This window comes from Limnobacter litoralis (assembly GCF_030160455.1).
GTDB classification, from domain to species: Bacteria; Pseudomonadota; Gammaproteobacteria; order Burkholderiales; family Burkholderiaceae_B; genus Limnobacter; species Limnobacter litoralis.
In genome coordinates this window covers 55,797-68,750 of record NZ_BSOJ01000028.1, presented here as the reverse complement: position 1 = coordinate 68,750, position 12,954 = coordinate 55,797, and the positions used below count along the sequence as shown (strand labels likewise).

General features: G+C 53.5%; 14 protein-coding genes. 8 read left to right on the top strand and 6 right to left on the bottom strand.

From position 1 onward, the window contains the following. Positions 1-5: 5 nt before the first annotated feature. The 3 genes from lnt to miaB all read right to left on the bottom strand — a co-directional run bounded on the left by lnt (position 6) and on the right by miaB (position 3,884). Complete coding sequence (gene lnt, locus QQJ87_RS11760) at positions 6-1,562, bottom strand: apolipoprotein N-acyltransferase (protein ID WP_284281949.1); 1,557 nt, start codon at positions 1,560-1,562, stop codon at positions 6-8. Then, positions 1,559-2,473, bottom strand: coding sequence for a CorC family transporter (locus tag QQJ87_RS11755; RefSeq protein WP_284281948.1), 915 nt, complete (start codon positions 2,471-2,473; stop codon positions 1,559-1,561). The genes lnt and QQJ87_RS11755 overlap by 4 nt, the downstream gene beginning before the upstream one ends. 70 nt (positions 2,474-2,543) lie before the next feature. Continuing rightward, complete coding sequence (miaB, locus tag QQJ87_RS11750; RefSeq protein WP_284281947.1) at positions 2,544-3,884, bottom strand: tRNA (N6-isopentenyl adenosine(37)-C2)-methylthiotransferase MiaB; 1,341 nt, start codon at positions 3,882-3,884, stop codon at positions 2,544-2,546. 189 nt (positions 3,885-4,073) lie between these two features. Here miaB and coq7 point away from each other — a divergent pair, with 189 nt between their 5' ends. Further along, entirely contained in the window at positions 4,074-4,697 is a 624-nt protein-coding gene (gene coq7, locus QQJ87_RS11745) for a 2-polyprenyl-3-methyl-6-methoxy-1,4-benzoquinone monooxygenase (protein WP_284281995.1), read from the top strand. On the opposite strand, the gene QQJ87_RS11740 is transcribed toward coq7, so the two are convergent. After that, complete coding sequence (locus QQJ87_RS11740; RefSeq protein WP_284281946.1) at positions 4,694-5,155, bottom strand: OsmC family protein; 462 nt, start codon at positions 5,153-5,155, stop codon at positions 4,694-4,696. The genes coq7 and QQJ87_RS11740 overlap by 4 nt on opposite strands. A 542-nt stretch (positions 5,156-5,697) precedes the next feature. Here QQJ87_RS11740 and rplM point away from each other — a divergent pair. The 7 genes from rplM (at position 5,698) to QQJ87_RS11705 (ending at position 10,178) form a co-directional block, all read left to right on the top strand. After that, positions 5,698-6,126 carry a 50S ribosomal protein L13 gene (rplM, locus tag QQJ87_RS11735; RefSeq protein ID WP_284281945.1) on the top strand — a complete coding sequence of 143 codons (429 nt, stop codon included), beginning with the start codon at positions 5,698-5,700 and terminating at the stop codon, positions 6,124-6,126. An 8-nt stretch (positions 6,127-6,134) separates the two neighbouring features. Next, the gene (gene rpsI / locus QQJ87_RS11730) at positions 6,135-6,527 is read left to right on the top strand and encodes a 30S ribosomal protein S9 (protein WP_284281944.1); all 393 of its coding nucleotides are present in this window, start codon (positions 6,135-6,137) and stop codon (positions 6,525-6,527) included. Between the two features lie 119 nt (positions 6,528-6,646). Beyond that, on the top strand, positions 6,647-7,690 hold the full coding sequence (gene argC / locus QQJ87_RS11725; protein ID WP_284281943.1) for an N-acetyl-gamma-glutamyl-phosphate reductase: 1,044 nt from the start codon (positions 6,647-6,649) through the stop codon (positions 7,688-7,690). A 17-nt stretch (positions 7,691-7,707) separates the two neighbouring features. Further along, positions 7,708-8,424, top strand: a complete 717-nt coding sequence (locus QQJ87_RS11720; RefSeq protein ID WP_284281942.1) for a DUF6776 family protein — start codon at positions 7,708-7,710, stop codon at positions 8,422-8,424. Between the two features lie 18 nt (positions 8,425-8,442). After that, complete coding sequence (locus QQJ87_RS11715; protein ID WP_414674861.1) at positions 8,443-8,844, top strand: bactofilin family protein; 402 nt, start codon at positions 8,443-8,445, stop codon at positions 8,842-8,844. 13 nt (positions 8,845-8,857) lie between these two features. Beyond that, on the top strand, positions 8,858-9,208 hold the full coding sequence (gene erpA / locus QQJ87_RS11710) for an iron-sulfur cluster insertion protein ErpA (RefSeq protein ID WP_284281941.1): 351 nt from the start codon (positions 8,858-8,860) through the stop codon (positions 9,206-9,208). A 79-nt stretch (positions 9,209-9,287) separates the two neighbouring features. Then, the gene (locus QQJ87_RS11705; RefSeq protein ID WP_284281939.1) at positions 9,288-10,178 is read left to right on the top strand and encodes an AEC family transporter; all 891 of its coding nucleotides are present in this window, start codon (positions 9,288-9,290) and stop codon (positions 10,176-10,178) included. On the opposite strand, the gene miaA is transcribed toward QQJ87_RS11705, so the two are convergent. Further along, positions 10,141-11,133: a tRNA (adenosine(37)-N6)-dimethylallyltransferase MiaA gene (gene miaA / locus QQJ87_RS11700; protein WP_431310100.1), complete on the bottom strand. Its 993-nt coding sequence runs from the start codon at positions 11,131-11,133 to the stop codon at positions 10,141-10,143. The genes QQJ87_RS11705 and miaA overlap by 38 nt on opposite strands. Then, the gene (gene mutL, locus QQJ87_RS11695) at positions 11,112-12,950 is read right to left on the bottom strand and encodes a DNA mismatch repair endonuclease MutL (RefSeq protein ID WP_284281937.1); all 1,839 of its coding nucleotides are present in this window, start codon (positions 12,948-12,950) and stop codon (positions 11,112-11,114) included. Before mutL ends, miaA begins: the two co-directional genes overlap by 22 nt. Between the last annotated feature and the right edge of the window lie 4 nt (positions 12,951-12,954).

Here is a 12,954-nt window from a genome sequence, read left to right as displayed (position 1 = left end):
GCGTATTAATTGGTGGATGACACAATGTGCCTATTGTAAGCCCGTAAGCGCAAGGCTGACAGCGCAAAAGCAACAAGCAGGCCAATCCAGATGAAATACCACAACAGGGGCCCGGTTCGAGCAAAAGGCGTCAGCCCTTTTTTACCGACAAATTGGGCCTTCCACGTGGCTTTGACACCTGGAGGCACCTTCTGAATCCATTGCCCATATTCGTCCACCAGACCAGACAAGCCGGTGTTGGTCACTCTGACCTCGGGCTTGCGATGTTCTGCGGCACGGGCGCGGCCCATCTGGGCGTGCTGCTCCAGCGCCCACGATTGTCCAAACCAGGCCAGATTGCTCAAATTCAAGAGCACGGTTGGCTCAACTGTCGCATTGGCCAGCAAATTTGCGAACTCGCCACCAAAAGTGTCCTCGTAGCACACTGACGAGGCCATGCGATTGCCGCCACCCACATCGAATGGCACCATGGCACCTTTGCCCGATGCAAATTCGCCCATGGGCATGTTCAGCATTCTCACAAACCAGTGAAACCCAAAAGGAATGAACTCACCGAAGGGCACCAAATGCCTTTTGTCATGCCGAACGTTGGGCGCCTCGAGATCGAGCCTGGACTCGGTTCCGTCAAACAGGACGATCGAGTTGTAAAAATCATGGCCTTCCTGAAGTGCAGCGCCCATGACCACCTTTCTACCGTCACTGGCGTAATCATGAAATCTGGTTTGCCACTCGGGTGGCGTGTCCGACCAAATCAGCGGGTCAACCGTCTCTGGAAAGATCAGCAGGCCACCTTGCGGCACCTGTCGCCGAGCAGCATCACCCAATTCAAACACCGAAGCCATGTTTTGACTGATGAGGTCAGGATCAAACTTGATACTTTGGTCCACATTGGTCTGCACGCCCACCACCGTGATGGGCGCGGTCGATTGAATATTCAGGGGAACCAAGGTCTGCCCTGCCAGCGCGGCGAGTACGGCCAGACCTGGGACCCAAACGAGAATGCGCTTTTTTTGTATTCCGACCCAAACCGCAAACACGGCCCCCAGCAAGAAAAACAACAAACCATAATTGCCGAACCAGGCAAGCGCGCCTGAGAACGGCGAATCCACCAGAGAATCCCCCAGATTGAGCCAGGAGAAACCGGTGAACAAGGTGGCCCGGAACCAGCTGAAAAATGTCCAGAGGGCTGCCCACCACCAAGGCAACAAAGCAGGATAACGCGACCACACCGGCGCAGTTGCTGCCGTTACAGCACAAGCAAACGCGCCGAACAGGGCCAGATACAGGGAAAACGCAGCCACGGACAGCCCTGCCAGAGCAGCGGGCAGTCCGCCATAGGTGTGCAGGCTGATGTAAAGCCACGACACCCCAATGACGAAGGCCCCGAAACCGAAACCCAGCCCCAATACAAAAGACTTCAGTGGCTTAGCCGCAAATGGCCCACTGACGTACAAACCCAGCAGCACGAGTTGCAGTAGCCCAAGCCACCACAAACCGAACGGCGCAAACGACGCCACCCAGGGAGCGCCCGCCAGAAGGCCGGAGAAGAACACAAAGATCACTGTGAGTTGCTGCTGGAGGCGGTTGAATCAAAAGTGCTGGGCGAATCGGTGGGGCGATCTGGATCGATGCGCTGCACTTTTACAACATGCAACTGCCGGGCATCGACTCGCATCACTTCAAATCGGATGGGTGGCATGACAATCACTTCGCCACGTCTGGGGACTCGACCAAGATGATCCGCAATCAAGCCACCAATGGTGTCGGATTGTTCATCGGAAAACTCGGTGCCAAAGACTTCGTTGAACTGCTCAATTTCAGTGACGGCACGCACACGATAGACACCGACCTCATTGCCTTCAAGACTCACGATATTGCCGGCTTCTTCGTCAAAATCGTATTCATCCTCAATGTCGCCTACGATTTGCTCGAGTACGTCCTCAATGGTCACCAGGCCCGCTACACCACCGAACTCATCCACAACGAGGGCAATGTGGTTGCGGTTCAGTCTGAAATCGCGCAACAGCACGTTCAGCCGTTTACTTTCAGGAATGAACACAGCCGGACGCAACATGTCACGCAGATCGACCTCATCCTGAAGCTGACCCTGCAATAGATCTTTCGCCAACAAGACACCAATGACGTTGTCGCGGGAACCCTCGTAAACCGGGAAACGGGAATGGGCCTTCTCGACCGCGAAGGTCACGATTTGATGAAGATCGTCCTCGATGTCGATGAGGTCCATCTGGGCACGAGGGATCATGATGTCTCGGGCAGCCAGCTCCCCCACCTGAAGAACCCCTTCGATCATGGAGAGCGCGTCGGCATCCAGCAGATTGCGCTCATGCGCATGTTGAAGCACTTCCAGTAGCTGTTCCCTGTCCTCCGGCTCGCGAAGCAGAAGGTAGGAAAGACGTTCAAGCAGCCCACGCTCTTTGCGATGCGAGGACTGCGAATGACTCGGGTCGGACATAGGTGACCGTCACCTTTTTTCTACGATAATGCCTGAAGCATACCCGAAAAAGGGCCTGATTTAACAGCACTCAAGCGTCAACGGTGAGGACTTCACCTCGAAGAGAATGCGCCAAAGCGTCCACCACACGGACGTCAATCATTTGACCAATCAACCTTGAATTGCCGACAAAGTTCACCATCCGGTTGTTTTCGGTGCGACCAGACAATTCATCGGGGTTCTTTTTCGAAGGCCCCTCAACCAAAATGCGCTGAACCGAGCCGACCATGGAACGACTGATTGAAGCAGCATGGTCTTCAATGGTTTTCTGGAGTCGAGCCAAACGAGCCAGTTTGGTTTTTTGATCCACGAGGTCCTCCAGATCGGCGGCTGGCGTACCGGGGCGCGGGCTGTACACAAAAGAAAACGAGGTGTCGAACCCAACCTGATCGATCAGTTGCATGGTTTTCTCGAAATCGTCTTCGGTTTCACCCGGAAAGCCCACGATGAAGTCTGACGACATGGACAAATCAGGACGAATGGCGCGGAGTTTGCGAATAATGGACTTGTATTCAAGCGCCGTGTAGCCACGCTTCATCGCCGCAAGAATACGATCCGAGCCAGCCTGAACCGGCAGGTGCAGGTGGCTGACCAACTTGGGCAATTTGGCGTATACGTCTATCAACCTTTGACCAAACTCTTTGGGGTGCGAGGTGGTAAAGCGAATGCGTTCAATGCCCGGAATTTCGGCGACATATTCAAGCAACAATGCAAAATCGGCAATTTCAGCGCTGTCGCCCATTTTTCCGCGGTAGGCATTGACGTTTTGACCCAACAGATTCACTTCTTTGATGCCTTGGTCCGCCAGATCGGCCACCTCGGTCAACACATCTTCAAAAGGACGGGAAATTTCTTCCCCGCGCGTGTAAGGGACCACACAGAAACTGCAGTATTTACTGCAACCTTCCATGATGGACACAAATGCGCTGGCATGGGTGACCTTGGCAACAGGCAAATTGTCGAACTTTTCGATTTCAGGAAAGGAAATGTCAACCTGCGCCCGGTTGGTGGAACGTTTTTTCTCGATCAGTTGCGGCAAACGATGCAAGGTTTGAGGGCCAAACACCACATCCACATAGGGTGCACGTTGAACAATGGCCTGCCCTTCCTGGCTGGCTACACAACCGCCCACACCAATAATCAGGTTTGGATTGGATTTTTTGAGGTGCTTGACCCGCCCCAGATCGCTGAAGACCTTTTCCTGGGCTTTTTCACGGACCGAGCATGTATTGAAGAGGATAACGTCCGCATCGTCGGGGGAATCGGTTCTTTCAAGCCCTTCGGAAGCACCGAGCACATCCGCCATTTTGTCGGAGTCGTATTCATTCATCTGGCAGCCGAAGGTTTTGATGAACAGCTTTTTCTTGGTCATGTTGAGGCTCTGTGTAAAAACGCCAACATGCAGCCCAAGACACCGACCGGTGAATACAGACAACACGGGGACGTTATGAATCGTTGCGCGTTGAGCGGGATTTTACAGACTGTCTTTGATAAAATACAGTGTTGATTCAGAAAATCGTCCTTAGGATTAAGCAGCATGAGGAAACCCTTCCCCCCTACCTTGGACAGTTTCATCAGTGAGGCGGACCGCGCGCTCAAAATTTTGGCTGCACCCGCTACGGCTCAAAGACAATCCCCCGCTGACTGCCTCGGCACGAACGACACGGTTTTTGACGAGGGCACGAAACGCAGCATCATTGGCATGATGAGAGTCAACCACGTGGGTGAAATTTGTGCACAGGCACTTTACCAAGCCCAGGCCATGAGCACCAACGACCCTGAAAAGAAGACTTTATTCAAACTGGCCGCTCAAGAGGAAAATGACCACTTGGCTTGGACACAGGAGAGACTGAAAGCACTCGGCGGCCGCCCCAGCCTGCTGAACCCGCTTTGGTATGGCGGCGCCTTCGCGTTGGGTCTGGTGGCTGGGCAGATGGGCGAAGCGGTCAGCCTCGGCTTCATGGCCGAGACAGAAAAGCAAGTAGAGCAGCATTTGGACAGTCACCTGAAGAGACTGCCCGAAGAGGATCGGGCCAGTCGTGCAATTGTCGAACAAATGAAACAAGACGAAATTGAGCACGGCCAAACCGCCCGAGATCACGGCGGGCAGGATTTACCGCTGCCGATCAAGCTTGCCATGCGGGCCATGTCGAAGGTCATGACCACCCTGGCAGACAAGATTTAATCGCTCTCACCGCTTGAGGCAAGCACGGTCCCATCCAGATCCTCAACAATTTCATGGGTAAAGACAAGTTCAGCCGTCTTTCCCAACATGGCAGAGGCCGAGCAGTACTTTTCATGAGACAGCTTAATGGCCCTGTCTACGAGATTGGGCTTCAGTGAACGACCCGTCACCACGAAATGAAAAACAATCCGGGTGAACACCTTGGGCGCAGCCTCGGCGCGCTCGGCCTTCATCGACACCTGACAATTTCGAATGTCTTGTCCACTCTTTCTAAGAATCAAGACAACGTCATAGGCGGTGCAAGCCCCAGTGCCAGCCAACACCAGTTCCATCGGTCTCGGGGCCAGGTTTTGCCCGCCACCATCAGGGGCACCATCCATACAAACCAGATGGCCACTGCCGGTGGTGGCCACAAAACTCATGCCGGGCAGACCGGACCAACTAACCACTGCTTCCATTAAAAATCCTCTTTAAAAAGCAACATTTTCAGCATTGTGCAAAGCACAAAAAACTTATAGCGATGATAAGAAAATTTTATTTTCCTATTTAACTGACCGTTCAGTTATATAAAAATAATTTAACCTATTGATTTTAAATAAATTATTTTAAAAATAAGTAGAAACCACAGATGTCGCGTACTTTACACAACTTTGCACTTCTTACCTTGCGGTGCACAAGAAAAGCAAATAAACTTCAGTTGTGGTCGCGAAACGATGCAACAACCGAAAGGCCAATAGTCAGCTCAATCCGGATTGTTTTCCGCAACGCGCAAGATTGTCTCCTCCACCCTCCTCCTTTGGTGTGGATTAAACCCGAGCAGATTTCGATTTGCTCGGGTTTTTTTTTCGCAAAAGTGTAACGCAAACCAAAATTCTTTGCTAAAATAGAAAGTTACCTGTCGGGAGAGCCTTCACGATTTGCCTTGGGTTGCACCCAACGCAAAAGATAAGAAGCGGTACAGGTGAATATTTTCAAGCTCAAACCTAATTAGGAATTTACTATGCCAACCTTTTCAGCGAAACCTCATGAGGTTCAGCGTGATTGGTTTGTGATCGACGCAGAGAACAAGGTTCTCGGACGGGTAGCCAGTGAAGTTGCACGTCGTCTGCGCGGAAAGCACAAACCTGAATTTACACCCCACGTCGACACCGGCGATTTCATCGTTGTTGTCAACGCAGGCAAGATTCGCGTGACAGGCACCAAAGGCCTGAACAAAAAGTACTATCGCCACTCAGGTTACCCAGGTGGTATTTACGAAACAAACTTCGACAAAATGCAAGAGCGTTTTCCAGGCCGTGCGCTTGAGAAAGCCGTCAAAGGCATGTTGCCGAAAGGTCCATTGGGCTACGCAATGATCAAAAAGCTGAAGGTTTACGCTGACGCTGATCATCCGCATGCAGCCCAACAACCCAAGCCACTTGAAATCTGAGGTCCAGCATGATTGGTGAATACAATTACGGAACCGGTCGCCGCAAGAGCTCTGTGGCACGGGTCTTTATCAAAAAAGGTACAGGTCAGTTCATCGTGAACGGCAAGCCACTCACTGAGTACTTCGCCCGCGAAACTGGTCAAATGGTTGCTCGTCAGCCGCTGGTTCTCACCGAGAACCAGGAAACTTTCGACATCAAAGTCAACGTCCGTGGTGGCGGTGAAACAGGTCAGGCTGGTGCAGTTCGCCACGGCCTTACCCGCGCACTGATCGACTTCGACGCTGAACTGAAGCCAACCCTGTCCAAAGCAGGTCTGGTCACTCGCGATGCACGTGAAGTTGAACGTAAGAAAGTCGGTCTTCGCAAAGCGCGTCGCCGGAAGCAGTTCTCCAAGCGTTAATTCGCACTTCTGCAACACTGCAGAAGACACCCCAGCAACCCTCCCTGCTGGGTTACAATCAAAAGCCGCATTTCGATGCGGCTTTTTTTATTGATACAAGGCACGAAAGAGGACACGCAATGATCAAGGTGGGTATTGTTGGAGGAACTGGATACACGGGTTCCGAATTACTCAGGCTACTGGCCCTACACCCTCAAGTGGAACTCAAGGCAATCACATCCCGGGCAGAAGTCGATCAGCCCGTGTCTGACATGTTTCCTGCCCTGCGAAAAAAGGTAAACATCCGTTTCACCGAACCCACATTGGAGTCATTGAAAGCCTGCGATGTGGTGTTTTTTGCCACGCCACATGGCGTAGCCATGGCTCAAGCGGCTGAACTCGTGCAACACGGCATTCGCGTGATTGATCTGGGCGCTGACTTTCGGCTTCAAAACACCGAGGAATTTGCCAAGTGGTATGGCATGCCACACAGCGAGCCCGAGCTGTTGAAGCAGGCTCAGTATGGTTTGGTGGAGGCCACTCGCGAGAAAATGAAGAATGCCCGTCTAATTGGGCTGGCCGGGTGCTACCCCACTTCCGTCCAACTTGGATTAAAGCCCCTGTTGACGCAAGACGAAGCGCTTATCGACGAACAAAACATCATCGCCGACTGCAAATCGGGTGTGTCAGGCGCAGGCCGCAAGGCCACCGTGGGCTCTCTTTTCTCAGAGGCCAGCGAAAGTTTCAAAGCGTATGGCGTGTCTGGTCATCGACACCTGCCGGAAATTGAGCAAGGCCTAAGGGCCATGTCGGGACGCCCCGTGCAGTTGACCTTCACACCACATCTGGTGCCGATGGTTCGGGGCATTCTGGCCACGATCTACGTCAAACTCAACGACAAAGGCAAATCCATCGACTTGCAAGCCCTGTACGAGCAGCATTACAACAATGAGTATTTCATCGATGTGATGCCGAAAGGATCTTTGCCCGAGACCAAATCGGTACGCGGCTCAAATTACGCTCGAATTGCCGTTCACCAGCCGCAAGGCCGTGACACCGCGGTGATTCTCGTGGTCATTGACAACTTGGTCAAGGGCGCATCCGGTCAGGCTGTTCAGGCCATGAATTTGTTGTTTGATCTGCCCGAGCACATGGGTCTAGAGCAGCTTCCGCTGGCACCTTAAGCAAAGCGCACAAGCGGATGACTGGCAGACGACTGAAAAACATGACGCGCACCTTTTTGCCCGAGATCAAGCGTGCAAAATGGGTGTCCTACCTGGCCGGCCTGGCAAGCGGCCTGTTGATTTTGGTACTCATTGGTATTTACGGGCTGCTGGGTCCAGAAACCAACCCCGTGCGACGTCTTTTTTCAACAAGCGAACTGTCCAGCCTGCATGAGCGCCTTCAAAAGGTTGAATCAGAGGCAGGGCAACTGCGCGAAGAAACCGATCGAACGCGAGAACTGGCGAAGCTGGACAAAGACGCCAACGCAAAGCTCACATTGCTGATCAACAACCTTGAGGCTGAGAACGCCAAACTCAAGGAAGACCTTGCGTTTTTCGAAGGCTTTATCCCCGGAAGCATGCAGGGTGCAATCTCGCTGAAGCGCCTTCAAGTCAACAAGGACACCATCCCGGGTCAATACCGCTACAAAGCACTGGTTATTCAGGGTAGCCAGCGTCCTGCAGTCAATCTGGGTGTGCAGGTCTTGGTGAAAGTCTTGAACAAAGACAAAACGGATGTCATAGTTCACCCAGACAAGTCGGAAGCGAAGGATCCACAATTCAAGATCAAGCTGGTGCGTTTTTCAAGGGTGAGCGGCATGTTTGCCATTCCCCCGGGTGAGAAGGTGATCAGTGTGGAAATGCGAATTCTTGAAGACGGGGTGATCCGCGCCCAATCGCTACTCAAACTATAGGTGAAACCCACAGTGAAAGTGTTCGGTAAAAAACGCAAGGGAATGCTGCCCATTCAAAGCCTGATCGGTGCAGACATGCGCATTGAAGGCGATGTCCACTTCAAAGGCGGACTGCGAATCGATGGCCAGGTGTTGGGAAATGTCACCACAGACTCCAATGACAAGTCATTGCTGGTCATCTCAGAAAGCGGCACAGTGACTGGGTCTGTGGAAGTGGGACACATTGTGGTCAGTGGTTCAATTTCCGGGCCAGTTCATGCCGAAGAACTTTTGGAGCTGCACCCTTCCGCTAAAGTCTCGGGTGACGTAAGATATAAGGCGTTGGAGATGCATCCTGGTGCCGTCGTAGACGGAACCCTTCACCATGATCATCTGGATACGACACCAGGCAAGCTGGCCTTGGCGTCAAGTAACACTTAAGCAGGAACACAAGATGGAAGCAACTACCGAAATGCCAAGCGTGCTGATTTTCACCGATTCAGCGGCCACCAAAGTGAAAGAATTGATCGACGAGGAAGGCAATCCAAACCTGAAACTTCGCGTGTTCGTTCAGGGTGGCGGTTGTTCGGGCTTTCAGTACGGCTTTACGTTTGATGAAGACGTGAATGAAGACGACACCGTGCTGGACAAAGGCGGTGTAAGCCTGCTGATCGACTCCATGAGCTTTCAGTACCTGACAGGCGCCGAGATTGATTACAAAGAGGACCTGAACGGTGCCCAATTTGTGATCAAGAACCCCAACGCAACCACAACTTGCGGCTGCGGGTCGTCTTTCTCGGTTTAAGTTTGACAGGGCTGACCCTGTCAGCCCTTCTTGATTGACCCCTCTGTATGCAACCCGCCTGATGGCGGGTTTTTAACGTTTGTCGCCACTCATCCTGTTTCCTGATTTTGCAGTCATCGCGCTGGGGTTCGCACTCAGGCGCTTTTGGTTGCCAGCGTCTGCATGGGCCACCATCGAAAAGCTGGTTTATTTCGTCTTGTTCCCGTGCTTGTTGTTCTACTCGATAGTTCACAGCGAAATAGAACTGGGCAAGGCCGGCGTATTTGGGGCTGGCAGCGCCTTTGTCGTATTGGCCGCCACTCTCCTGGGCGCGGTGGCAAAACCACTGAGCCACATGAATCGGGTCGACTTCGCCTCGGGTTTACAAACCGCCTACCGCTTCAACTCATACATTGCACTGGCACTTGCCAGTCGAATCGATGGCGCCCAAGGCGTTGCGCACATCGCCATTTTGATGGCCATTGCAGTCCCCCTTTGCAATGTCATTGCCGTGGGCAGCATGAGCAAGGGGAAATACCATCAAATTCCGCTGGAAATTCTAAAAAACCCTTTGGTGATCAGTACTTTATTGGGAATTGGCGCCAAGCTGCTCCACCTGCCAGTGCCGGCACCCGTCATGGAGACGCTGTCCAGACTGGGGCAAGCCGCTGTTGCACTGGGTTTGATGGCAGTGGGTGCAGGCCTGTTGTTTTCGGGCTTGCGCGGCCACTGGTTAATCTCGGTGTGGTGGTTGACACTGAAATTGCTGGTTTCCCCAATTCTGGCCCTGGGTTATGCACACTGGGCCCACCTGACCATCGATGAAACACGGATGCTGGTGATTTTTGCGGCTTTGCCATCCGCTTCCAGTGCCTACATTCTGGCCGCCCGAATGGGAGGCAATGCGCCACTGGTGGCCTGCCTGATTTCATTAAGCACCGTGGGTGCTGCGTTCAGCCTGCCCTTGGTATTCCTGCTGCCAATTCACTGACTTGGGCAATCAACCACGGTTTGACTTGCTCCATCCAACCGGATTGAAGCGGGTCGACCACGTGTTTGTGGGGTGTTGACCTTAGCCAGGTAATTTGACGTTTGGCCAGCTGTCGGGTTGCGGCAATGCCCTGGGCGATCATTTGATCGTAAGTGCATTGACCTTGAAGGTATTGATGAACCTGCCTGTACCCCACACACCGCAAGGAAGGCATGTTTGCATTCAAGGTGTATTTTTCGAGCAAACCGACCACTTCCTGAACCAATCCCTGATCCAACATGTTGCGAAACCGCTGTTCAATGCGGTCGTGCAAGACAGATCGATCTGCCGGCTCAAGCGACAAGGTGGGTAGCTGCCTTTGTTGACCTTCCTCTCCACGCTTGTGAAACGACGACAATGGCAAACCGGTCAGGCGGTACACCTCCAGAGCCCTTTGCAACCGCTGGGAATCGTTTGGAAACAACCTGGCTGCCGTTTCCGGGTCCACTTTGGCCAACTCGTCATGAACAGCAGGCCAACCCTTTTGTTTTGCGAATGCGTCAATGTCTGCACGCACTTGCGGATCTGCCTGGGGCAGATCATCCATGCCGCTGAGCATCGCTCGGTAATACATCATGGTGCCCCCGACGATCACCGGCACTTTACCACGGCCACGAATCTCTGAAATCAAGCGTTCATTCTCGCTCAAGAAGTCTGCCGCACTGAAACTTTGCTCCGGTGTGATGATGTCGATCAAGTGGTGTGGCACCTGGGCCAGTTCTTCAGGTGTGGGTTTGGCAGTGCCAATGTTCATGTCTTGAAAGACCAGTGCGGAATCCAGGCTGATGATTTCAACTGGCAAACCCTCATGGGCCAACCAGAGACCCAACGCAGACTTGCCGGAGGCCGTGGGTCCCACAATGGCGAGCGCAGGAATGGAATTGCCCAATTGATTCACTGCCCTCTGAGAAACCATTTGTCCATTTCGGACATTGAAAAATGACGCCAAGTCGGCCGTCCGTGGTTGCACTGGTCTGACCGTTCAGTCTGCTCCATGGCGCGCAGCAAGGCGTTCATTTCGACCAAAGACAAACTTCGATTGGCCCGTACGGCTGTGTGGCAAGCCAAAGTGGCCAACCACTCATTGCGATGCCTTTCAAGCACATGCGCAACCCCGAAACTCTGAAGATCGCCCAGCCATTGGCGAAGCAGGCCCGCCACGTCTTGGCCCAGCAGCAAGGTTGGCATGGCACGCACGGCGATTTCCTGAGGTGAGACCAGACTCAACCTGAAACCCAGTTTTTGCCAGACTTCGCTTCCGTTTTCGACTTCGCCGCTGAGTCGGGGGTCGATATTGACGAGGATGGGCACCAGCAACTCTTGGGAAGCGGCCTGTACCCGCCCATCCAGAATCTGTTTGAACTGCTCGTAAAGCACACGCTCATGCGCGGCGTGCATGTCCACCACAATAAGACCGTCGGCCCTTTGAGCCAAAATGTAGATGCCGTGAATTTGAGCCACGGCCTGACCCAAATATTCATCGGGCCTTGAAACGGGCAGTGGCGACGCGTTCGACAAGGGCCGGGGAACAGGCTGCCCCACTGGCTTCTCAATGGTTTGCGGCAAGGGCTGATAGGCTTGGAGATAATCGGCCAGCCCTTCCCTGGCGAAGGGCAAAACACCAGCCCTGGGCTGCGGCGCGGGGTAAGCAGTGCGACCCGCCTGACTGTTCACCCAGGAAGGCTGCCCCTGCGAGGGTGCGGCTTGGAGATCGGCTTGTGCGGGACTGAGCTCAGACACCGCACGGGAACTCGACAAGGCGGACAAAATCACCTGCCTGACCCATTGGTGCACCGCCTTTGAATTGCGGAATCGCACTTCTGTTTTGGCAGGGTGTACATTCACGTCCACTTCAGTGGGCGGCAAATTCAAAAACAGCACAAAGGCCGGAAACTTGTCGCCATGCAACACATCTTCATAGGCGGCACGAACAGCGTGATTCAACAGCTTGTCTTTCACGAAGCGGCCATTGACATAGAAAAACTGCATGTCACCTCGGCCGCGCGCGGCGTCTGGCAAACCTATGGCTCCGCGCAACTTCATGTCTGCCGTTTCAAAATCGATGGGCTTGGATGCCCCGTCAGCCATGGCTTCAAGAATGCCGAATACACGCGCAGACCAATCTGAAGCCTGATAGCGGGCGTACAGTTTGCCGTCACGGTACACCACCCAAGACACTGAAGGATTGGCCAAGGCCATGCGCTTGATCACATCGAGGCAATGAAAAAATTCGGTTTGCTCGGTTTTCAGGAATTTGCGGCGTGCTGGCGTACTGAAGTACAGGGACAGCACTTCAACAGTTGTGCCGATGGGGCAGGCGGCGGGCTCTGTCAACCAGGCCCCGGTTCGATTGCTGATGGCGTGGCCGTGAGTGGCCCCTGCCGTGGCACTGCTGACGGTCATCTGACTTACAGAGGCGATGGAAGCCAGGGCTTCACCCCGAAAGCCCAAGGTGACCACTGACTCCAGATCGCTCAAAGTCTGAATTTTTGAAGTCGCGTGTCGGGTGACGGCCAAAGGCAATTCAGTGGCTGGAATACCCGCGCCGTTGTCTTGCACCAGTATCCGCTGAATGCCACCGCCATCGATGCGAATGGTCATCTCGGTTGCGCCCGCGTCGAGGGCATTTTCAACGAGTTCTTTCACGACTGACGCAGGGCGATCCACTACCTCGCCAGCGGCGATCTGACTGATCAGAACATCGGGAAGCAAAGAGATAGGGGCTTTGTGCATGGCC

What these genes read in the sequence shown, in the direction of transcription:
- QQJ87_RS11755 (WP_284281948.1), bottom strand. Translation starts at nt 2,473, where the DNA reads ATGTCCGACCCGAGTCATTCGCAGTCCTCGCATCGCAAAGAGCGTGGG.
- miaB (WP_284281947.1), bottom strand. Translation starts at nt 3,884, where the DNA reads ATGACCAAGAAAAAGCTGTTCATCAAAACCTTCGGCTGCCAGATGAAT.
- QQJ87_RS11740 (WP_284281946.1), bottom strand. Translation starts at nt 5,155, where the DNA reads ATGGAAGCAGTGGTTAGTTGGTCCGGTCTGCCCGGCATGAGTTTTGTG.
- rplM (WP_284281945.1), top strand. Translation starts at nt 5,698, where the DNA reads ATGCCAACCTTTTCAGCGAAACCTCATGAGGTTCAGCGTGATTGGTTT.
- rpsI (WP_284281944.1), top strand. Translation starts at nt 6,135, where the DNA reads ATGATTGGTGAATACAATTACGGAACCGGTCGCCGCAAGAGCTCTGTG.
- argC (WP_284281943.1), top strand. Translation starts at nt 6,647, where the DNA reads ATGATCAAGGTGGGTATTGTTGGAGGAACTGGATACACGGGTTCCGAA.
- QQJ87_RS11720 (WP_284281942.1), top strand. Translation starts at nt 7,708, where the DNA reads ATGACTGGCAGACGACTGAAAAACATGACGCGCACCTTTTTGCCCGAG.
- erpA (WP_284281941.1), top strand. Translation starts at nt 8,858, where the DNA reads ATGGAAGCAACTACCGAAATGCCAAGCGTGCTGATTTTCACCGATTCA.
- miaA (WP_431310100.1), bottom strand. Translation starts at nt 11,133, where the DNA reads ATGGTTTCTCAGAGGGCAGTGAATCAATTGGGCAATTCCATTCCTGCG.
- mutL (WP_284281937.1), bottom strand. Translation starts at nt 12,950, where the DNA reads ATGCACAAAGCCCCTATCTCTTTGCTTCCCGATGTTCTGATCAGTCAG.